The sequence below is a fragment of the Methylobacterium sp. CB376 genome (assembly GCF_029714205.1).
In the GTDB taxonomy this organism is placed as follows: Bacteria; Pseudomonadota; Alphaproteobacteria; order Rhizobiales; family Beijerinckiaceae; genus Methylobacterium.
Genome location: NZ_CP121648.1, coordinates 3,171,804 through 3,192,377, shown reverse-complemented (window position 1 = coordinate 3,192,377; position 20,574 = coordinate 3,171,804). Strand labels below are relative to the sequence as shown.

Below are 20,574 nucleotides of genomic sequence, written 5' to 3'. Positions count from 1 at the left end.
ATCGCAGCGGATCCCGGATCGCGCGCCTGCGCGGCGCCTGAGCGACGCCGACATCCGCATGGCCGAAAGGGGAGATGGCGAAGCCATCAACCGGATGGCGTATGAGGTGTAAGGAGCCCTCGTTCCATACGTTGCCCTGACGCGAATCAGCAGGGAAACCGGAGGGACGATTATCGACGTCGACATGTCCGGTCCCGGGTGACGCGCGGCCGTTCCGGCGGCCGTCGGCGAAGTTCCGGAAGTGGCGCTCAACCGAGCCTGCGGGGCGCGAATTCCTGACCCGTTCCGGGGCGCGTGCGCGGGCGCATTCCACGCCCGCTTCCGCGCGCAGGACGCGGGCGTCGTCGGAGGTTCGTCATCGGAGCGGCTGCGGACGGCGGCGCGCAAGCTCCGCCGGGCAGGTCACGGCCGTTCCATGATCCCGGCGCTGAGCTTCAATCGTCCGACGCGACCCAATGTCCAGGGGCGACCTCAACCAGATCGCCCGGCTGTCGCTCGCCTACTGGCTCCGGGCCGAGGGCTGCAAGACGGGTCCGCTCGGCGACCGGGTCGGGCAGCGGGACGGCCGAGAGCAGGCGCTGCGTGTAGGGGTGACGCGGGTCCTCGTAGAGTTGGTCGCTCTCGGCGAGCTCCACGATGCGCCCGCGCCAGAGCACCGCGACGCGATGGCAGAGGTAGCGCACCATGCGCAGGTCGTGGGAGATGAACAGGTACGAGAGCCCGAGATCCGCCTGCAGATCCTGCAGGAGGTTCACCACCTGCGCCTGGATCGACACGTCCAGGGCGGCGATGGGCTCGTCGGCGACGATGAAACTCGGGTTCAGGGCAATCGCGCGGGCGATGCAGATGCGCTGGCGCTGGCCGCCCGAGAACTGGTGAGGAAAGCGGCCCATGAAGGCTGGGTCGAGGCCGACGCGCTCGAACAGGTGGGCCACGGCGGCGCGGCGCTCCGGCGCTCCCATGTGCGGCCGGTGCAGCCGGAAGGCTTCGGCCACGTAGGCACCGACGCTCATGCGCGGATTGAGCGCCGCGTAAGGATCCTGGAACACTGTCTGGATGCGGCTGCGCATGCGCCGCATGGCCCGCGGCGCCAGCTTGGCGAGGTCGGTGCCCTCGAAGGTGACAGTGCCGGAGGTCGGCGGGTTCAGCATGGTCACGGCCCGACCGATCGTGGACTTGCCGGAGCCCGATTCACCAACGAGCCCGAGCGTCTCGCCGGGCGCGATGTCGAAGCTGACGTCGTGCACCGCTCGGAACACGTTCGCCTTGCCGCCCCACCAAGCCCGCAAGGGATACGCCTTCGAGAGATTGCGCACCGAGATGACGGGGCAGGAGGGCCTCACCGCCTGCGGCATCGTGGCCGTCATCGCGCGCGCTCCTCGGCGAGCCGCGCTGGCAGGTCGTACCAGGCGGCTACGAGATGGCCGGGCGCGGCGCCCTCGGCCTGGACGAGCGGGGGCATCTCGGAGCGGCAGCGGGGGGTGGCGTAGGCGTTGCGAGGGGCGAACGGGTCGCCCGGCGGCGTGCGGCGCATATCGGGCGGGCTGCCGTCGATCTGCTGCAGCCGGCGGCGCCCGGCACGCCCGCCGCTGAGATCGGGCAAAGAGCGGAGCAGCCCCAGCGTGTAGGCATTGCGCGGATCGCGGAAGATGTCGTCCACGGGTCCTCGCTCCAGGATGCGCCCGGCATACATCACCTGCACGGTGTCGCTGATGCCGGCCACTACGCCGAGGTCGTGGGTGATCCAGATCATCGCCATGCCGAGTTCGCGTTTCAGCTCCTGCACCAGGGCGATGATCTCGGCCTGCACGGTCACGTCCAGAGCCGTGGTCGCCTCGTCAGCGATGAGGAGCTTCGGGCGGCAGGCCAGCCCGATCGCGATCATCACGCGCTGACGCTGGCCGCCGGAGAGCTCGTGCGGGTACTGGTCGAGGCGGGCGATCGCGTTCGGGATGCGCACGAGGTCGAGGAGTTCGCGCGCCCGCGCCCGGGCCGCTCGGCGATCGACGCCGAGATGGATGCGCAGGGGCTCGATGATCTGCGCGGCCACCGTCATGCCCGGGTTGAGCGAGCTCATCGGGTCCTGGAACACGAAGCCGATCTCGCGGCCCCTGAACTTGCGCAGCTCGCGCTCGGGCAGGGCAAGGAGGTCGCTCCCGCGAAACAGCACCTGCCCGCCGACGATCCGGCCGGGCGGCCGTGGGATCAGGCCCAGCATGGCCAGGACATGCACGCTCTTGCCCGAGCCCGACTCGCCGACGACGCCGAGCGTCTCGCCCTCGTTCAGCGCGTAGGAGACGCCGTTGACGGCATGGACCGTGCCGCTCTCGGTCTCGAACGTCACGCGCAGGTCTCGCACATCGAGGAGGGGCTCGCCCCTGGGAACCGTCATGTGCGCTGCCTCGGGTCGAGGGCGTCGCGCAGGCCGTCGCCAAGCAGGTTGAAGGCCAGAACCGCGAGGAAGATCGAGAGGCCCGGCCAGATCGCCATCCAGGGCGCCTGGTCCATGAAGTTCTTGGCGACGTTGAGCATGGCGCCCCACGACGGCTCGGGCGGCTGCTGGCCGAGGCCGAGGAACGAGAGGCTGGCCTCGGCGATGATCGCCACCGCGATGGTGAGCGTCGCCTGGACGAGGATCGCCGGCACGATGTTGGGCAGGATGTGCACGAGCGCGATCCGCCAAGCTGGGTTGCCCACGGAGCGGGCCGCCTCCACGAACTCCTCGGCTGCCACCGCTCGCGCCTGCGCACGGGTGAGACGCACGAAGGTGGAGGTGGCCGACAATCCGATCGCCAGCATGGCGTTGGTGAGGCTCGGGCCCAGGAACGCGGCGAGGGCGATCGCCAGGATCAGGAACGGGATGGCGAGCAGTGCGTCGGTGACGCGCATGATCGCCGCATCGACCCAGCCGCCCGCGTATCCGGAGACGAGGCCGATCGGCAGGCCGAGCGCCACGGCCAGGCCCACCGAGACGAGGCCGGCCCCGAGCGAGGCGCGCGCCCCGTAGATGATGCGCGAGAGCACATCGCGCCCGACCTCGTCGCCGCCGAACGGGTGGGCGAGGCTCGGCGCGGCGCGTACCGCGCCCCAGTCGGTGGCGGTGGGATCGTAGGGCGCGACGACGTCGGCGAGCGCGGCCATGGCGATGAGCGCCACCACGACGGCGAGCCCGATCACGGCGCTCGGCCGCGCGCGCAGGCGACGCCAGAAGGCGGCGAGAGGGCCGGCCTCCCGGACCATGCCAGGGCCGCCGGCGGGCGCAGCGGGCTCGGCCGCTTCGGTGACCGGGGTGCCTGTGCTCATCGGCGTCGAGCGTCCTCGCGCGCTGTTCGCGATCGCTCGGCGCCGCCCTTCACCTGTTCAGGAGAGTGGATCGGCGCAGGTTCCGGCATGTCATCCACCCCCCTCATGCCCGGCGCAGCTTCGGGTTGACCACGGCCGATAGCACGTCGGCGGCGAGGTTGAGGGCGATGTAGGTCGCGGCGGTGCAGATCACGACGCCCTGCACGGTGGCGAAGTCCCGGTTGAACACGGCGTCCACCATCAGCTTGCCGAAGCCCGGCACGGAGAAGACCTGCTCGGTGAGAACCGCCCCCGAGAGAAGCTGCCCGAATTCCAGCGCCCCGAGCGTGATGATGGGGATCGCCGCGTTCGGCAGGGCGTGGCGCAGCACGAGCCGCAGGGGCGACACGCCCTTGGCGCGGGCGGTGCGCACGTAGTCGGCGCCGAGCACGCCGAGCATCGCCGCACGCGTGTGGCGCATCATCACCGCCGCGATGGCGTTGCCGAGGACGAAGGCCGGCATCGCCATGGCCTCGAGATTGTCGATCAGGCTCTCGCCCGGCGGCACGTAGCCTGAGGCCGGCAGCCAGCCGAGATGCACCGAGAACAGCAGGATCAGGAGGATGCCGAGCCAGAAGTTCGGGATCGAGAGGCCCCAGAGAGCAATCGCGTTGGCCGCAGCGTCCGCCCAGGTGCCGCGCTTGACCGCCGAGAGGATGCCCATGGGCACGCCGATCGCGAGCGCCACCAGCATGGCGAGGCAGGCGAGTTCCAGGGTCACCGGCAGCTTCTCGAGGACGAGCTCGGCCACCGGCTTTTGCAGGCGCACCGAGACGCCGAGATCGCCCCGCAGCACGCCGGACGCCCAGTAGGCGTAACGCACCGGGAGCGGCTGATCGAGGTGGTACTTTCGCCGGATGAAGGCGATCACCTCGGGGTCGCGCTCCTCGCCGGTGAGCGCAGTCGCCACGTCGCCCGGCAGCAATTGCTGCAGGGCGAAGATGATCATCGAGGCGAGAATGAGCGTCGGGACGGCGAGCGCGAGGCGATGGGCCAGAAAGCGTAGCATCAGAACCGCAGCGTCAGTTCAGCGTCAGCCCGGTGAAGCGCACGAGCCCGTCCGGATAAGGGACGAAGCCGCTGATCTTCGGGCTGTAAGCCCAGAGCAGTTTGCGGTGCATCAAGTAGACGCTTGGACGGTCGGTGAGCACCTTGTCGGCGAGCGCCTTCCAGGCCGCCCTGCGCTTCTCCGGATCGACCGAGCCGCGCTCGGCCTGGAGCGCCGCGTCGGCCTCGGGGCTGCAGTAGCGCGGGTAGTTGAGCGGCGCCTTGCAGCTGAGAAAGCTGAAGGTGTTGCCGTCGGGATCCGGTCGGCCGCTCCAGTTGTAGAGATAGGCCTCGTAGTTGCCCTTGTCGGCCAGATCGAGGGCGGTGGTGAAGTCGGTCGCCTGCAGCTTCACCTCGAAGCCCGCCTCCTTGGTCATCGCCTGGATGACCTGGCCGACCTGCGGCGCCTCGCTGTTGGCGTAGACCATCATGGTGATCTGAGGCTTGGGCTGGCCCGCCTCCGCGAGCAGCGCCTTGGCCTTGGCCACGTCGCGCTTCGGGATCGGGTAGTCCTTCACGTAGTCCGGGTGCTTCGGCGAGACCCATTGGTTGCCGGGCAGGAACTCGCCGTTGAACACGACCTGGCTGATGGCGTTCCGGTCGAGCGACAGCTCGAAGGCGGCGCGCACCCGCGGGTCGGCGATGGGCGAGCCGGCTTTGGCCGTGTTGAACAGGACCGATTGGAAGCCGAGCTCGTAGGTCGAGGCGAGCTTGAGCTTGGCGTCGCGCGCCACCTGCGGCGCGTCGGTGGGGGCGAGGCGCTCGAGCAGGTCGAGCTGGCCGGCCCGCAGGTTCGTCAGCCGCACCGTGGTGTCGGGGATCGGCCGGAACTCGACGCGCTGGATGTGGATCTGGTCCTTGTTCCAGTAGTCGGGGAAGCGCTTGACCACGATGCGGTCCTGCGGGACCCGCTCCACGAACCGGAACGGGCCGGCGCAGACGGGGTCGGTGGCGAACTTGTCGCCGAGCCGCTCGGCGGCCTTGGGCGAGACCAGCATGCCGGCCCGGTCGGTGAATTGTGCCATCAGGGGCGCGAAGGGCTGCTTCAGGTTGATCTTGAAGGTGAGGTCGTCCACAGCCTCGACGGAGTCGATCGGCGCGATCTCGCCACGACGCTGTGAGCCCGGCATCTTCAGGTGGCGCTCGATCGAGTACTTGGCGGCCGCGGCGTTCACGGGCTCGCCGTCGTGAAATCTGACCCCTGGCCGGAGCGTCATGGTGAGGGTCTTCTCGTCGGCCGAGAGCTCCCACTTGGTGGCGAGCTGGGGCACCAGCTTCAGGTCGGGGCCGATATCGACGAGCTTGTCGCAGAGCGCGGCGAAGACCATGCGGCCTGCGAAGGTGCGCGCCAGGGTCGGGTCGAGGGCGTCCGGATCCTCCATCATGCCGTAGCGCAGGGTCTGGGCCGAGAGCGGTGCGGTGAGTGCGAGCCCGGCGATGAGGCAGGCGGCAAGGCGCAGCATCCGGGTGTCCTGTCCGTTTGGTGGAAGGCGGATCGTGCCGGAAGCGTCCGGCGCCGAGGCGGGCGCGTCAAGGTCGCAAACCGGCGGCCCTGTGGCACACCGTGTTCCAAGCGGCGGCCGCGCCAAGGGGTGCCTCGCGCGGAGCAACTTGCGTCGCCCGGGAGAGCGGCGCACCAGGGCCTTCGAATCGCTCGCGGAGCCCCGCGGCGCGGACCCGGAACCCACGGACGCGAATCGATGAAGCCCTTCGTCTGGAACCACGGCTATCCCTCGCTGCGCATGCCAATCTTCGGCCGCAACGTGGTGGCGACCTCGCACGCGCTCGCCGCCCAGGCCGGGCTCAAGATGATCTGGCGGGGCGGCAACGCGGTCGACGCCGCCATCGCGACCGCCGCCGCCAAGACCATCACCGAGCCATGCAGCAATGGCCTCGGCTCGGACGCCTTCTGCATCCTGTGGGACGGCCAGCGGCTTCACGGGCTGAACGCCTCCGGTGGCGCGCCCGCCGCCTGGACCCCGGACTACTTCCGCCGCAAGTACGGGGAGGCGGCCCGCCCGCCCATGCGCGGCTGGGATTCGGTGACGGTGCCGGGCGCCGTCGCGGCCTGGGTGGCGCTCAGCGAGCGCTTCGGGCGCCTGCCCTTCGCCGACCTGATGGAGCCGGCGATCGAGATCGCCGAGCGCGGCTACCTCGCGCCGATCGTGGTGCAGCAGAAATGGGCGGCCGCCGCCCAGGTTCCGGAGCTTGCCGGCCAGCCGGGCTTCGCCGAGGTGTTCCTGCCCCGCGGCCGCGCCCCGGAGGTCGGCGAGCGGGTGCGGCTGCCGGGCATCGCCCGGACGCTGCGGGCCGTGGCCGAGACGAGGGGCCGGGCTTTCTACGCGGGCGAGATCGCCGAGGCGACCGCCCGCCACGCGGCTGAGCACGGCGGGGCCATGACGGTGGCGGATCTCGCTGCATATTGCCCCGAATGGGTCGAGCCGACTGGCCAGGACTATCGCGGCTACACGCTCCACGAGATCCCGCCGAACGGGCAGGGCATCGCCGCGCAGATCGCGCTCGGCATCCTCGCGGAGTTCGACCTCGGCTCGCTGCCGCCCGACGGGCCCGAGAGCCAGCACCTGCAGATCGAGGCGATGAAGCTCGCGTTCAGTGACACCTACCGCTACGTGGCCGATCCTTCGGGCATGACGATCACGCCGGACGAGATGCTCGATCCCACCTATCTCCGGGCGCGGGGCAGGCTGATCGACCGGACGAAGGCCCAGGATTTCGGCCCCGGTAATCCGGCGAGCGGCGGCACGATCTACCTCACCACGGCCGATTCCTCGGGGATGATGGTGAGCTATATCCAGTCGAACTTCATGGGCTTCGGCTCCGGGGTCGTGGTGCCCGAATGGGGTCTGTCCCTGCAGAACCGCGGCTACGGCTTCCACCTCGATCCGGGCAGCCCCAACGTGGTGGCGCCGGGCAAGCGGCCCTTCCACACCATCATCCCGGGTTTCCTGACCAAGGACGGCGCGCCGGTGATGAGCTTCGGCGTGATGGGCGGCAACATGCAGCCGCAGGGCCACGTGCAGACGCTGGTGCGCATGCTCGATCACCACCAGAACCCGCAGGCCGCCTGCGACGCGCCGCGCTGGCGCGTGAATGAGGGGCTCAGCATCAACGCCGAATCGACCATGCCGTCCGAGACGGTGCGGGCGCTGGCCGAGCGCGGCCACCGCATCGAGGTGATCAACGACAGCTATCAGGATTTCGGGGCCGGCCAGTTCATCTGGCGCATGGGCGATCCGGATGAGGATGGCTACGTCGCGGCGAGTGATCCGCGGCGCGACGGTCAGGCCGTCGTGTGCTGAGAGTCTTTTTGAGAAGTCAGTGATGTGCTGTCCGTCGCAGAAGGATGGCGCCCATGGCGATGAGGATTATGGCCTCGGAGACGTCGAGGCGTTGCTCGTAGTCGCGCACGAGGCGGCGCCCGCGTGTCATACCAAATCCGCTTGATCCCTTCGGGATGGCGGATTTGGGCTTCGCTCAGGCGCCGCGCGGGCTGGTGATCCGGGATCCGCTTCGATCAAGCGGATCCCGGATCACCAGCCGAAGCTGCGCTCCACGACCCAGCGGCGGGGCAAGACCTGGAAGCCGGCGGCCTCGTCGCATCGGCGCACGACCTCGACTGAAAAGTCGAGGGAGGCGGCCTTGTCCATGGGCTGGAGCCGGTCGTAGGCGCCGTCGGCGAAGAGGTGCGTCACCCACGGCCAGCGCTTGCGGATGGCGTCGAGGATGACTTGGTCTCCAGCCGGGTCTGAGATCTCCGCCGGGCTCAAGTTCACCATCAGCCGCCGCCCGTTCGTGTCGACGGCGGTGTGGCGCTTGCGGCCGGTCACCTTCTTGGCGGCGTCGTAGCCCCGCGCAGCCCCAGGCGCCGGCACATTGACCGACTGGCTGTCCACGACGGTAGCGGAGGGGCTCGCCTCGCGGCCGGCCCGCTCCCGGTCGCACATCAGGGCGAGGTCGTGGATGGTCTGGACCAGGAAGCGCCGCATCACGCGACGGAACCACCCGTCGACCGTCTGCCATGGGCCAAACTCGGTCGGCAGCATCTCCCACCCGCAGCCCGCACGCACGCGGGAGCGCAAGGCATTCACGACCCCGCGCAGATCCACGCGCCGCGGCCGTCCGCGCCGGCTCGGGCGGGGCATCGGGGGAGCGATCCGCGCCCACTCCTCGTCCGTGAGATCAGACCGGTACCGCTCGGTCTTCCTGGCAATCTCGGCCATCCGGCCACGGCTCTGCTCGGTCCACATCCCGAGCTTGAACCATGCCCTCCGCCCGCGCGGAACCCCGATACCTCATTGTCCAAAAGGGCTCTCAGATGCAGCGCCGCACCTGAGTTCAGGTGGTGTGTCTCGCTCGAGTCTAGGTGAGAGCTCGATGGGCTTCTGAGGGATCGGGTCGTAATCGGCACCCTTGGCCGGCGTTCGACAACAATGTCCCATCGTTCTGGACATCCGGTTCGGCTGCCGGCCCGGGCCGGGCTGCGCCCTCTCAGGATCAGAAGGTCAAGCCTCAGTTTCTAACGCTACAGCTCGGACATGTGATGCTGGACCGCCGCCTTATCAATATATTACGGACGATGCATCATCCCGGAAATATCAATCAAAATTTAAGATCATGAGCTGTATCTCACGATCAGATCAAATTCGGTCAGCCGGGCTGGGCGGCCGGGTCAGGAGCTGCATCGATGCCCAGGCAGGTGTCATCTCGCCCTGTCCCCACCTTGAGGCGCATCTGTGCCGAATGGTCCACGGGGCGCTCGGGCAGCGTCGGCTTCGTGTTCGGCCTGTTGCTCCTGCCCATGATGGTGGCGATGGGCGTCAGCGTCGATTACGCGAGAGTCTCCGCCGCACGATCCGACCTCGCCGCCGCCGCCGATGCCGCGGTCCTGTCGGTCACCAACAAGGCCGCCATGAGCCTCGACATGCTCAGCGCCCAGGCACGGGTTCGGGACGCATTCCTCAAGAATATCCAGACCATGCCGGACATCAGCGGCGTCTCGGCCGACGCCGTCGTCATCGACCTGCTCGGCGTGCGCGCGGCGACCCTGTCCTACACCGCCAGCTACAGGACCGCCTTCTCGGGCATCCTCGGCATGCGCACCCTCTCCGTCAGCGGCAACGCCGCCTCCAAGTCCGCCGTGCCGATCTACATGGATTTCTACCTCCTCCTCGACAACTCGCCCTCCATGGGCGTCGGAGCGACCAGCGCCGACATCAGCACCATGGTGAGCCGCACCCCGGACAAGTGCGCGTTCGCCTGCCACGACCTGTCGGCCGGGAACAGCGACTACTACCACCTCGCCAAGTCGCTCGGCGTGACCATGCGGATCGACGTGGTCCGGCAGGCCACCCAGCGCCTGATGGACACCGCCGCCAACACCGCCCTCGTCCCCGGCCAGTTCCGGACGGCGCTCTACACGATGGGCGCGGACTGCGCGTCGGTCGGGCTCACCACCGTCAGCCCCCTGAGCTCGGACCTCGCGGCCGCCAAGACCAACGCGCAGGCCATCGATCTCATGACCATCCAGAAGCCCGGCTACAACAACGACCAGTGCACGGACTTCGATGGCGTCTTCCAGAGCCTGAACGGCAAGATCGACGTCGCCGGCGACGGCTCCACCGCCCTGACGCCGCAGAAGGTGGTGTTCCTGGTCTCCGACGGCGTGGCGGACGCCTACTATCCCTCGACCTGCACCCGCAAGACCACGGGGGGGCGCTGCCAGGAGCCGCTGACGCTGGCGAACTGCACCACGCTCAAGAACCGGGGCATCAAGATCGCGGTGCTGTACACGACTTACCTGCCGCTGCCGACCAACGACTGGTACAACACCTGGATCGCGCCGTTCCAGGCGACGCTGCCAAGCGCCATGCAGGGCTGCGCCTCGCCGGGCCTGTACTTCGAGGTCAGCCCGACCCAGGGCATCGCGGACGCGATGACGACGCTGTTCCAGCGGACGGTCTCACAACCGCGACTGACCCAGTAACCCGGCTCCCGGCCGGCGTGATCGGCGTATCGCCACGGGGTGACGGAGCCTCCCCGCGCGCCGGTTGCGGCGTCGCCCGAGACCGGGCGAGCCGCATCGTGGCGCCCGTCTCATCGGGCACCGCCGGAGCACGATCAGAAATCCAACCTTTCCAGTTCGGCCCAAGCTTGGGGCGGGAGCGGGACCTCCGGTGATGCGGTCACTGAAAACCTTTCTTGCGGACCGGGCCGGGGCTGCGGCGCTGATCCTCGGCCTGTGCCTGCCGATGCTGGTGGCCGGCTCCGGCGCCGCCCTCGAATACGCCCGCATCCACAAGCGAAGGACCGAGCTGCAGAAGGCCGTCGACACGGCCGCGCTCGCCGCCGCGGGTGAGCTGACCATTGCCGGCTCGGACACCTACGTCCGGAACCTGGCGGTGCGCACGGCCTACGAGGCGGCCGGCGGAACCGACCCCGCCGTCACCCGCGCCACGGCTCGCGTGCAGAACCGGCGCGGCTGGGTTCAGGTCGAGATCCGCGAGACCGTGCGCAGCCTGTTCGGTCGCCTGCTCACCATGCCGACCATGGAGCTCAGCGCGCAGGCCACGGGCGAGCTCTCCGGATCCACCCGCGTGTGCCTGCTGACGCTGGACGACAGCCACGCCGACGCCATGCACCTGCACAAGAACGCCAACGTCGTCGCCACCAGCTGCGGGCTGTTCGGCAATTCCAGCGACAAGGCCGCGGTGCACCTGGAGGACGGGGCGACGGTCGACGCCGCGCTGATCTGCTCGGCGGGCGGCATCAGCAAGGGACGGGCCTACGTCAAGGGCCTGCTGCAGACCGGCTGTCCCGCCCGGCCCGATCCGCTCGCCGCGCGCATGCCGCCCCCGCTGCCGAGTTGCACCTTCCCCGACCAGCTCGTGGTCGACGGAGCGAAGACGCCGACGCTGCTGCTGCTGCCGGGGGTGTACTGCAAGGGGCTGAAGGTCACCAACGGCGCCCAGGTCACCTTCGGGGCCGGGGTGTACGTGATCGACAACGGCCCGCTCGTGGTCGACAAGGACGGGGCGATCTCCGGGCAGAACGTCGGCTTCTACTTCACCGGGGACGCCGGCGGGGTGCTGTTCGACATCAGGAGCAGCATCGACCTGACCGCGCCGAAGGACGGCCCGATGGCGGGCCTGCTGTTCTTCGAGAACCGGACCGTGACGGCGCCGGTGGTGGTCCAGTCCGACACCAAGCTTCCGCCGCCTCCGCCACCACCGGGCTCACCGCCGATGCGGCAGTACCGGATCATCAGCAACAACGCCCGCAACCTGCTGGGCACGATCTACCTGCCGGCCGGTCGCCTGATCATCGACGCGAACAACCCCGTTGCTGATCGCTCAGCGTACACCATCATCGTGGCGCGTCAGGTGGAGTTCTTCGACGGTCCGAGCCTCTACCTGAACTCGAACTACGGCGTGACGGACATCCCCGTGCCGGAAGGGGTCGGCAACACCACCAAGCGCACGATCAAGCTGGTGCAGTAATTCCAAACGGAGGCGCCTTGCGCGCGTGGTCGCGCCAGGTGCCCGGAACGCCGACGCCCAACCCTCCGATTCGGTCGGCCTCGTTCGGCCCGATATGGCTCACCCCACACACTGCATGCCGGGCAGGGACGGCGCGGCAGCACGGGCTCGTCGGCGTCAATCGGGGACGGACCGCTTCCCCTCCAGGCGGCGCAGCTTCGGGATGATCCCCAGCAGCCCCTCCTTCAGCTCCTGGATCGGCTCCTCACACCCGCCGAGCGCGCACACGATCCGCTCCCGGGCCTCACCGACCCGCTCCCGCAGGCTCCGGCCCGCCCTGGTCAGCTCCAGGCGCAGCTGACGTTCGTTCTCGGGATCGCGAAGCCGCCGCACGTAGCCGCTCACCTCCAGGCGCTTGAGCAGCGGCGTCAGCGTGCCCGCATCCAGCTGCAGGCGCCGACCGATCTCCTTCAGGTTCACGCCGTCCCGCTCCCAGAGCACCAGCAGCACCAGGTACTGCGGGTAGGTCAGGCCGAAGGGCTCCAGCAGCGGCCTGTAGGCGGCCGTGAAGGCGTGCGCGGCCGCGTAGACGCTGAAGCAGAGCTGGTTGTCGAGCCGCAGGTCACCGCCGGGTACCGTCATCAGCCACTCTCTCAAGTTGCATTATTCCCAAATGCGCATCCAGGAGCTGAAATCGCACGACGACGTTTAGAGCACAAGCTCATTCTTTCGGCACCTCCGCCCGCCTGCAGCGAGGCCGCGTCCACCACGCAGAGCATCGTCCGAACGGCCTAGTTCTGGATTACGCTTGCGCTCCAACGTTTTGGGCTCTATCAAACGTCGCACTAAGCAAAAACGCCCTGGGGAGGCCACCGATGATCCGCACCACCCGAACCGTGCCCGGCCCGAGCCGATCCACCATCTCGCTGGGCCTGCTCGGTGCCGTGGGCGGCCTCAGCGCCCTCCTGACCGGCCTCACCCTCGCGCCCGAGCGGGCCAGCTCCGCGCCGGCCGCTCCCTCCGTGACCCGGTTTCAGAGCACCGCTCCCGCTCCGGTCCAGGGTGCTGCCCTCGCCGCCCCGGACACCGCTCGCGCGGGCAGCGTCGGCGAGCCCCGCCGCACCGTGCGCGTCGTCTATCCCGGCCCGGTCACCCGCTGAGCCGCCATGACTGTCCTGACCGCCCCAGCCCTCGCCCAGGCTCCCGCCGCCCCGCGCGCCGCGCGGTGGCTGCGCGCCGGCGCCGGCTTCGCCGGCTCGACCGCGCTGCTTATCCTCGGCATGCTCACCCTCGGCAGCCTCGCCGCCTGAGCCCGCTCCGCGTCCCTCGCGAGGGCTGCCGCGACGCGGGCAGACCTCCACGCCCACCCGCGCGTCCCTGGAGTGAGGTCATGCTGAAATTCGTGTTCGGGCTGCGCCTGTTCGCCCTGCTCGTGCTCGCGGGTGGCGTCGGTGTGGTCGCCGTGACCCTTGGCCGGTTGGAGCTGAGCGAGGCCTACGCCACCTCGCCCGTCCTGCGGCCCGTGCGATCGGGCCCGCAGGCCTCCAAGACCGCCGCGGCCAGCCCCCCTGCCGCGAGCGGGGACATGCAGGCGCTCGCGAGCGGATTGCGCGACGCGGCCAGCCGCACGGCCCTGACCTCGAGCCCCCCGGCGGCCCAGAGCTCCGTGGCGCCCGCGGCTTCGTCCGCCGCCGTGAGCGAGCCCACCACTCCGACCAGGACGGCCGCCCTGATCGCGCCCGAGCCGCAGGCGGTGGCCGGCAGCTTTGTTGACCTCAACACCGCCTCGCTGGCGGAGCTGAACGGACTGCGAGGCGGCGGTGCGATCGGGCGGGCGATCGTCCGGGGCCGGCCCTACCGGTCCGCCGAGGAACTGGTCAGCCGGCGCGTGCTCAGCCGCGCCCGCTTCGAGCGGATCCGGGATCAGGTCCGGGTGCGCTCGTAAGCTGGGCCACGATCGCGGCAACGCCCCATTCACCATGATCGGTGCAGGAGCGGCGGCGCCGGATTGGGTTGCGCGCTCATGCCGCCCCATCCTCACCCCCGCGCCGACACCGGACGGCCTCGCCTCGTTCTGCCGGACGCCGTCGGTCTCGGGCGCGTGCTGGACCAGATGCGGGCCTGGCACCCGCTCGACATCGCCGCACTCGCCCGGCTCGTGACGCAGACGTTCGTCGTTGATCTTGACCTCCTGGCCCCAGTTCTGTCGTCCAGGGAGCCTGAGCGTCGGCCCGTGATCAGGTCCAGCCTGATCCGGTCGGCCAGAAAGGAGCCGCGTTCTCGCCAGTCATATTGTGGACATACTTGGAGGTAGGTTGCGCCCTGTCAATAACAACAACGGGATTGCGTGATGTCCTGCAAGGCTCTTCTGGCCGCCTGCGCCCTCGCGACCGCCCTCACGGGCTCCTCCGGCGTCGAGGCCAAGGGCGGTCCGCGGGCCCAGGCGGGCGTCGCCTCCTGGTACGGCCCCGGCTTCCACGGCCGGCGCACCGCCAACGGTGAGCGCTTCGACACCCACGCGCTCACGGCGGCCCACCGCTTCCTGCCCTTCGGCTCGCGCGTGCGCGTGACCAACAACAGCAACGGTCGCTCGGTGGTGGTGCGCATCAACGACCGCGGTCCCTACGTGGGCGGGCGCGTCATCGACCTCTCGAACGCGGCCGCGCGGGCGATCGGTGTTTCGGGTGTTGCCAAGGTGAGGATCGCACGCCTATGACAACGGCCCGCGAAGCTTCCGTCTAGCCTAGCTCGATAAGCTCCGGCCGGAAGCAAACCGGGACACCAGGTTCTCGGAACGGGATCGGCCAACCTCCGTTTGGGCCGCACCGGCCCGCAATCCGCGCGAGCTGCGCGCAGATGCCGATGCTGTTCCAGGCCCTGTCACTTCGCAGCGCGCTCGTCGCACTCACCTCCGGGTGCCTCATGCTCGCCACGGCCGGCCACGTCCGGGCCGGCGAGGAGGAAGGGCTCGGCCTGCTGTTCCACAACCTCATCGGGGCCCGGCCAGCGCCGCAGCCTGGGCCCACCCTGCAGCCCTCCGGATCCGGAGCGGAGTCCTACCCCGCCCACCAACGGCGGGCGTGGCGGCAGTCCGGCCGCCGCGCGTGGCTCAGAGAGCCGCGCGCGCAGATCCAGCCGAAGCCGAAGGCGCGCTACGCCGCCCTGCCCAGGCCCGAGAAGCTGCGGCAGACGGTGGGGAGGCCCGCGCCCAGGCCGAAGCTGGCCGACAACGCCGCCCTGCTGCTGCCCAGGGGCCGGGATCCCGGGGCCGCCCTGCTGAGGGATGCCACGCTGCGGCGCGGCGACGTCGTGATCACCGCCCAGGGACCAGGGGTGTTCACCGGCAAGGAGGGCGACCAGCACCGGGCCGGCGATTTTGAGGACGCCGAGCGCTCCTCCAGCCTGGATCGCAGGACCCGCAAGCTGCTGGCCGCCATGGTCGCGCCCGCGGGCGCGCGCTGCCGGCCGACGAGGCGCGCCGCTCCTTGGCCAAGCCACGCAGGGTACCGGCTGGTGAGCCGCAGGCGGCCCAGGTCCAGGCGCGAGTGGCCGAGCCCGCGGTGCGGGTGGTCTTACCCGGGAGCCGCGCTGAACACCGCTGCCCGCGCGCGAGACGGGCGGAGGATGGTCCGGGCTTGGAGCACCTATTCGAGCCGCCTTCACTCCTGAAATTTCGACCACTGAGCGGGGGCGAAGGAGGTCGTGTAAGGGGCTCTCAGACGGCGGCTGCGAGCAGGGGGGGCACCCTGCGGCCCGACTTGAAGCGGGCCAGCTTCACGGAGCGGACTGGCGGACTGGCATTGGCCGCGCCTTCAGCGGGCGCGCTCGCCACGCCGAACCGGCCAGCCAGGGTCGGAGCGGGGGATGGAGCGACCCCGCCCAACACGTCGCGCAGCAGCGCGAGACCGGCCGCGTCGTCCAGCGCCTCGGGCGAGAAGTCGGGCACGGGGGCCTCCCTGATCCGTGATCCCGAGCGGATCAGTCGCACTCCTGCGTGCGGCGGGTCCGGGACTTGCCGGAGCGGCCGATCACCTGCTCCTCGACGTAGTAGCAATTGTCGGCCAGCGCGTCGGAGAGGACCGTCCTGGACGTGGCGGAGACCTGCGCCAGCTGCCCGAGGTCGGCCCCGGCGGGGGTGCCCGCCCTGGCCTGCAGGGCCGTGTAGCCGACCAGGGTCGTGGCCAGGGCGGCGACGGCGAGGGCGCGCGCGAGGATCGAGCGGGAAGGGATCATGACCGTGGAACTCTGATCGCGTGGGCGGACAGGAAGCCCCGCCTTGGTACTCTGTCGTTTAGACACAAAAACTTTGTGCGCAAGTCACGTATCATGGCCTAGGCCGCGCGGCGCCTGAGCGGAGCCGGCATCCGCATTGCCGAAATAGGAGATGGCGAAGCCATCAACCGGATGTCGTATGACACCACCTACTCAGAGGATGGGCCGGGACGTGGGCATCACGGGCCGCTTCAACTTCCGCTCGACGTTGACCGGTAGAGTCATCCTGCAGGTCGAGGCGAAGCGGAAGGCCTGGTGGCCGCGCAGTCGATTCAGCTTGGCCAAGTACGTCTGGCGCGACAGGATGAGCCCGGGGGCGGAGGCGTCGCCTGTGAGGTCCACAGCCTGCGGGGCAGTTGCGGCGACCCTGGTGTGGGCGAACACGATCGCTCAGCTCGCGACACTGCAGGCGCCCGCGATCATCAGGAACACCGAAACCTCTCCCGTTGGCGGCGGAGACGGCCGCTCGGCTCCGCATCGTGCGATAGTGAGTACACTGAACATAGACCTGTGAACGTCAAGCTTGAGCACCTTGAGCGCGGCCGCCGTCGAGGGTCGTTTTGATAGTACCTTAAGGGATTGCCGCCACACCGGTTGGCATGTTCGAGCGACGCACGTCCCCCCGCGCCCGCACCCGGCTGCCCGGTGCTGTCTGCCTCCTCGAAGGCACCCTGGCCTGCGTGATCACCGGCCTCTCCCGCACGGGTGCCACGCTCGAGCTTCCTCGCCACACGGAGGTCGCGCGGCGCTTCGAATTGAGGATCGGCCAGGAACCCAGGTCCCGTCCCGTCAGAAAGATCTGGCAGGACGGGACCCACGTCGGGGTTTCGTTCGTGGAGAAGCGGGACGCTCCCGAGGTCCTGAACGATTAGCCGGCCAGCGCACCGATCCTGTCACGGGCTGCTCGGGCGAAATTGGACGCCGACCCAGTCTCCGCGCCGCCAGCGCTCCTCGACCGGGAGCTCCCCATCTTCCTCAATCAGCAGCAGCTTGAAGGCGAGGGGCAGCGCGACCTCCGCCGCGAGGCCGAGCTTGGCCCCCGTTGTCGTTCTGTCCCGGACGAGGCACTTGACCGGCTCAACGCCGGGCAGCAGCACCCGGCCTTGCGGGAACCTCGGCGCGCGCTCGGCCGCCCTCCTATCCTCGTTTCGGGAGGTCACCGTCCCGGCCATAGATTTAGACGTCCTGCGAGGTTGATTGCACCTCAAGCAGGAGAGGGACGGGACCAGTAACGAGTTGTTACTCTGTGTGATGACACCATGAGCGCAGGACCGACCAAGTACCAGAACGCGAACTAGAGGGCGACGAACGTATCTGTGCCGGATGGGATCAAGACTGCGGGCGGGGGCGATCCGTCCCTCGTCAGGGAGGCAGGTCGAGGTGCGCGATGACGAAGCTTGAGAAGCTGCTGCAGGATCTCGGTTCGCTGCCGTGCAAAGTGCCGGACGCGCTCGGCTACCCGCTATGTACCGGCTACAGCGACCTGATGTTCGCGGGCGTCGCGATCGTGTTGGCGATCGTGGCGGCTGGGTTCCTGCTCCTGACGAAGCTGGCCTCCAGCTTCTGATCTCGCCCCCACGTCGCGGCCGGCTGCCTCGATCCAAGCTCAAGGAGCGGCTGCCGTGGACGCGGGGGCGGGCGCCGAAATACGGATGTTGAGAGCACAGCCATGTGCATGGGCCTCGATCCAAATTTGATGAGGAACTCGGATTCGTTATCTTCGAAGGTAGTGCTGAAGTTCGGTGCCGCCGCTTCGGCGGCTCCGGTCAAAATTTGCTGATCAATTCGGTATATTTACGTTTTGCAAACTAGTAGAATTTTAAACTGAGATAGTCAGTATCAGTCGGCTTCAGGTTGAGAGCATAGAGATGCGCCAGCACGGATCGATCCCTCGAGCACGGCTCGAAAGAGCTGTCTCGGGAAGGCACGCAGAAAATGACGCGGTGATGAAGCAGAACACCTTTGGCGCGAGCAAAGCGACAAAAAATCCATCTGCTTTCCAGTATGTGCCGAAATACATCAAGATTGGAGTCATTTTGATAATTTTATCATCAATATACGCGGGATTCAATTTTATAATACCACACATGCAATGTGCTTCTTATAAGTCTAGCGGAGATTTGTATTATGGCATGACAATGGAAGCATGCAGAGCGAGGGTGAGAGTCAGCAACACGCAATATATTCAATCGAATATTGAGAATTTCGCGCATAGACTCGGCATACAATAGAATAGTCCAGAAGACTCCCACCACTTTGGGTGAGGACGAGCTTGACACCACGTGCGATCCGCACGTCGCCGTGTCCGCAGGGTTTCTGGGCGGGCAGGCTCCGGGAATGGCCCTCTCAGGCAGAGCCCACCTCGCGCGTGCGCGCCAGAACCGCGAGCAGCGCTTCCGACGAGAGCCCCTTCTCGAGCAGGGGGACCCCGGCCTCCCGCGCCCGCTCGCGGATGCTCGGGTCCGGATGACCGGTGGTCAGGAGGATCGGCGCGTGCACGTCCAGCTCACGCAGCCGGCGCAGCACATCGAGCCCGCTCAGGCCAGGCATCATGACGTCCAGGATCACGCAGCCCGGCGCCGGGCCGGGGAAGGCCGAGAGCAACGCCGCCCCGCTGCCGAAAGCCGCGACCGCGTAGCCCTCGCTCTCGAGCAGGAACTGCAGGGAGCTCAGGACAGCAGGATCATCGTCCGCGATGAAGATGGGCATGACCGGCTCCTGATCCTGCGGTCTGGGGTCTGGGGTCTGGGGCCGGATTGGGCCATCCTCCCCGTCCGCAAGGGGCAATCTACCGGCCCAACCCTGACTCCAAATTGATGTCTCTCAAGGCTCGCTCCAGCCCGCTCAGAACGGCCCGGCGCACCAGCTCGGACAGGCGGCCGGCCTGCCTCTTCTCCATGCTCTCGGCTTGGTAAGCCGCTGCCGCCCGCGGGCGGATGGCGAGGGCCCGGCCGATCTCCTTGGCCGTGCTGCCCGCCACGAGGGGCGCACGGGGGTCTCCTGCCGGCTGTCAGCTCGCGGCCGACCTTCCGGACTACCTCGTGCGCACGCAAGCCTCAGCCGCTGGACCCCGCTCGCAGCGCATGCAGCCCTGGTCGCGGCGATGGCGTTCTCTACCCCACTTGACCTAATCCATCCCACCTCGCTCTGTAGCGCGTTGCGGACTAGTCCAATTCAGCTCTCGACGAGCCGTCAAGAGCAACTTTGATTTAAGAGCTGACGGGCATTTCTCAGCAGGGATCATGTACCGCAACCTCATCGGGTTCGGCCCGCTCGACAGCGATCGCTGAACGGAAGCATCGCCCCATGCCGACATCCGCCCAACGCGTGTCCACCCGCGCGTCCACCCCACAGCAGGATGGGCTCTGGTCCTACCTTCAGGCCCTCGTGGCCACGACACTCGACACCATTCGCGAGCACGGCCTCCACCCGAGCCCTGCCGGGTTCGAACTGCTGTTCCGCCATCACAGCCGCGCGCTCCCGGACGCGGATCTCGGGCCGCTCTTGGCGCGTGTTCGATCCCTGGCACAGCACGGGAGCTCCCCGCCTCTGCCGGAGATCGATCTCGACGCGGTGCATGACGGGGCCGAGGTCCTGGAGAGCGAGGCGGGCCGGCTCGCCGCGGCCCTGTCCGGCAGCGCGCAGGCCCTGGCCACCTACGGCTCGGTCCTGAGTGCCTGCAACGATCGCCTCGGCGCCGCTCCCTCGGCCGCGATGCTGATGCAGTCCGTGGCCCTGCTCACCCGCGAGACCGCCCGCGTCAGCGCCCGCAACGCCGAGCTGGAAGGCGAGCTGCGTCAGGCAGGCGAGCGGATCGGCAAGCTGCAGCGCAACCTCGCCAGCGTGCGCCAGGAGGCGAGCGTCGACGCCCTGACCGGGATCGCCAACCGGCGCGCCTTCACCGCGCGCCTGCGTCGCCAGCTTGCCCAGGCCAAGGCGGAGGGCGCCGGCCCGTTCTGCCTCGTCCTGTTGGACGTGGACCACTTCAAGCTGTTCAACGACGCGCACGGCCACCGCACGGGCGATCAGGTCCTGCGGCTGGTGGCGCGCCTGCTCACCGACAATGTGAAGGGGCGCGACTTCGTGGCCCGCTACGGCGGCGAGGAGTTCGCGCTGATCCTGAGCGACGTGGATGCCGAGAGCGGGCTGACGGTGGCCGAGCAGATCTGCGAGCGGCTGCGCGGCAAGCGGCTGATCAAGCGCGAGACGGGGCGGGACATCGGCGCGCTGACGCTGTCGGGCGGGCTGGCGCAAGCCCGGCCGGGCGAGGCGCAGGGCGCGCTCATCGAGCGGGCCGACGCGGCCCTGTACGCGGCCAAGGGCCAGGGCCGGGATCGCATCTGCCTCGCCTGACGACTCACGATCTGCGGGGTGGAGCGCACCCACAGACCTTCCGCCCACCCGTCAAGCGGTGCAG

Annotated in this window: 22 protein-coding genes and 2 pseudogenes; 12 read left to right on the top strand and 12 right to left on the bottom strand. The window is 68.9% G+C overall.

All coding sequences use genetic code 11. The features are described from left to right. Positions 1-434 precede the first annotated feature (434 nt). The 5 genes from QA634_RS14450 to QA634_RS14430 form a co-directional block, all read right to left on the bottom strand. Positions 435-1,367, bottom strand: coding sequence for an ABC transporter ATP-binding protein (locus QA634_RS14450; protein ID WP_012332677.1), 933 nt, complete (start codon positions 1,365-1,367; stop codon positions 435-437). After that, positions 1,364-2,392: an ABC transporter ATP-binding protein gene (locus QA634_RS14445; RefSeq protein ID WP_012332676.1), complete on the bottom strand. Its 1,029-nt coding sequence runs from the start codon at positions 2,390-2,392 to the stop codon at positions 1,364-1,366. Before QA634_RS14445 ends, QA634_RS14450 begins: the two co-directional genes overlap by 4 nt. Beyond that, the gene (locus QA634_RS14440) at positions 2,389-3,303 is read right to left on the bottom strand and encodes an ABC transporter permease (protein ID WP_012332675.1); all 915 of its coding nucleotides are present in this window, start codon (positions 3,301-3,303) and stop codon (positions 2,389-2,391) included. The genes QA634_RS14445 and QA634_RS14440 overlap by 4 nt, the downstream gene beginning before the upstream one ends. A 103-nt stretch (positions 3,304-3,406) precedes the next feature. Beyond that, positions 3,407-4,351 (bottom strand): ABC transporter permease, encoded by a 945-nt coding sequence (locus tag QA634_RS14435; RefSeq protein WP_012332674.1) that lies wholly within the window; start codon positions 4,349-4,351, stop codon positions 3,407-3,409. 13 nt (positions 4,352-4,364) lie between these two features. Further along, a complete protein-coding gene (locus QA634_RS14430; RefSeq protein ID WP_012332673.1) occupies positions 4,365-5,852 on the bottom strand; it encodes an ABC transporter substrate-binding protein in 1,488 nt (495 codons plus the stop codon). Positions 5,853-6,089: 237 nt separating this feature from the next. Here QA634_RS14430 and QA634_RS14425 point away from each other — a divergent pair, with 237 nt between their 5' ends. Continuing rightward, the gene (locus QA634_RS14425; protein WP_012332672.1) at positions 6,090-7,709 is read left to right on the top strand and encodes a gamma-glutamyltransferase family protein; all 1,620 of its coding nucleotides are present in this window, start codon (positions 6,090-6,092) and stop codon (positions 7,707-7,709) included. Positions 7,710-7,725: 16 nt separating this feature from the next. Here QA634_RS14425 and QA634_RS35865 read toward each other — a convergent pair. Together QA634_RS35865 and QA634_RS14420 are read right to left on the bottom strand one after the other, a co-directional pair. Continuing rightward, positions 7,726-7,839: pseudogene (locus tag QA634_RS35865) on the bottom strand (IS5/IS1182 family transposase); the annotation flags it as partial. Between the two features lie 104 nt (positions 7,840-7,943). Continuing rightward, positions 7,944-8,657 (bottom strand): annotated as a pseudogene (locus tag QA634_RS14420) (IS5 family transposase); the annotation flags it as partial. A gap of 473 nt (positions 8,658-9,130) precedes the next feature. Between QA634_RS14420 and QA634_RS14415 the strand changes: the two are divergent. Both QA634_RS14415 and QA634_RS14410 read left to right on the top strand, forming a co-directional pair. Next, positions 9,131-10,393, top strand: a complete 1,263-nt coding sequence (locus QA634_RS14415; RefSeq protein WP_018260667.1) for a pilus assembly protein TadG-related protein — start codon at positions 9,131-9,133, stop codon at positions 10,391-10,393. 193 nt (positions 10,394-10,586) lie between these two features. After that, entirely contained in the window at positions 10,587-11,906 is a 1,320-nt protein-coding gene (locus QA634_RS14410) for a pilus assembly protein TadG-related protein (RefSeq protein ID WP_012332670.1), read from the top strand. 156 nt (positions 11,907-12,062) lie between these two features. Here the strand turns inward: QA634_RS14410 and QA634_RS14405 are convergent, their stop codons facing one another. Beyond that, the gene (locus tag QA634_RS14405) at positions 12,063-12,527 is read right to left on the bottom strand and encodes a MarR family winged helix-turn-helix transcriptional regulator (protein WP_012332669.1); all 465 of its coding nucleotides are present in this window, start codon (positions 12,525-12,527) and stop codon (positions 12,063-12,065) included. 233 nt (positions 12,528-12,760) lie between these two features. Here QA634_RS14405 and QA634_RS14400 point away from each other — a divergent pair, with 233 nt between their 5' ends. The 5 genes from QA634_RS14400 (at position 12,761) to QA634_RS14380 (ending at position 15,554) form a co-directional block, all read left to right on the top strand. Continuing rightward, positions 12,761-13,045, top strand: a complete 285-nt coding sequence (locus QA634_RS14400; RefSeq protein WP_012332668.1) for a hypothetical protein — start codon at positions 12,761-12,763, stop codon at positions 13,043-13,045. Between the two features lie 6 nt (positions 13,046-13,051). Beyond that, positions 13,052-13,195 carry a hypothetical protein gene (locus QA634_RS14395; protein ID WP_012332667.1) on the top strand — a complete coding sequence of 48 codons (144 nt, stop codon included), beginning with the start codon at positions 13,052-13,054 and terminating at the stop codon, positions 13,193-13,195. Between the two features lie 80 nt (positions 13,196-13,275). Continuing rightward, complete coding sequence (locus QA634_RS14390) at positions 13,276-13,830, top strand: ComEA family DNA-binding protein (RefSeq protein ID WP_012332666.1); 555 nt, start codon at positions 13,276-13,278, stop codon at positions 13,828-13,830. A gap of 405 nt (positions 13,831-14,235) precedes the next feature. After that, entirely contained in the window at positions 14,236-14,601 is a 366-nt protein-coding gene (locus tag QA634_RS14385; RefSeq protein WP_012332664.1) for a septal ring lytic transglycosylase RlpA family protein, read from the top strand. 140 nt (positions 14,602-14,741) lie between these two features. Further along, positions 14,742-15,554, top strand: a complete 813-nt coding sequence (locus tag QA634_RS14380; protein ID WP_012332663.1) for a hypothetical protein — start codon at positions 14,742-14,744, stop codon at positions 15,552-15,554. A 46-nt stretch (positions 15,555-15,600) separates the two neighbouring features. On the opposite strand, the gene QA634_RS14375 is transcribed toward QA634_RS14380, so the two are convergent. Further along, positions 15,601-15,831, bottom strand: a complete 231-nt coding sequence (locus QA634_RS14375) for a hypothetical protein (protein ID WP_012332662.1) — start codon at positions 15,829-15,831, stop codon at positions 15,601-15,603. Between the two features lie 32 nt (positions 15,832-15,863). Further along, entirely contained in the window at positions 15,864-16,118 is a 255-nt protein-coding gene (locus QA634_RS14370; RefSeq protein ID WP_012332661.1) for a hypothetical protein, read from the bottom strand. Positions 16,119-16,329: 211 nt separating this feature from the next. Between QA634_RS14370 and QA634_RS14365 the strand changes: the two genes are divergently transcribed. Next, positions 16,330-16,671 (top strand): hypothetical protein, encoded by a 342-nt coding sequence (locus tag QA634_RS14365; RefSeq protein ID WP_210161180.1) that lies wholly within the window; start codon positions 16,330-16,332, stop codon positions 16,669-16,671. 85 nt (positions 16,672-16,756) lie between these two features. Further along, entirely contained in the window at positions 16,757-17,029 is a 273-nt protein-coding gene (locus tag QA634_RS14360; RefSeq protein WP_012332659.1) for a PilZ domain-containing protein, read from the top strand. A gap of 21 nt (positions 17,030-17,050) precedes the next feature. On the opposite strand, the gene QA634_RS14355 is transcribed toward QA634_RS14360, so the two are convergent. After that, the gene (locus QA634_RS14355) at positions 17,051-17,329 is read right to left on the bottom strand and encodes a hypothetical protein (protein ID WP_012332658.1); all 279 of its coding nucleotides are present in this window, start codon (positions 17,327-17,329) and stop codon (positions 17,051-17,053) included. A gap of 215 nt (positions 17,330-17,544) precedes the next feature. On the opposite strand from QA634_RS14355, the gene QA634_RS14350 reads away from it, so the two are divergent. Next, on the top strand, positions 17,545-17,724 hold the full coding sequence (locus QA634_RS14350; RefSeq protein WP_012332657.1) for a hypothetical protein: 180 nt from the start codon (positions 17,545-17,547) through the stop codon (positions 17,722-17,724). A 779-nt stretch (positions 17,725-18,503) separates the two neighbouring features. Here QA634_RS14350 and QA634_RS14345 read toward each other — a convergent pair. Continuing rightward, positions 18,504-18,866 (bottom strand): response regulator transcription factor, encoded by a 363-nt coding sequence (locus QA634_RS14345; RefSeq protein ID WP_012332656.1) that lies wholly within the window; start codon positions 18,864-18,866, stop codon positions 18,504-18,506. 597 nt (positions 18,867-19,463) lie between these two features. On the opposite strand from QA634_RS14345, the gene QA634_RS14340 reads away from it, so the two are divergent. Further along, positions 19,464-20,510 (top strand): GGDEF domain-containing protein, encoded by a 1,047-nt coding sequence (locus QA634_RS14340; protein ID WP_012332655.1) that lies wholly within the window; start codon positions 19,464-19,466, stop codon positions 20,508-20,510. Positions 20,511-20,574: the final 64 nt, after the last annotated feature.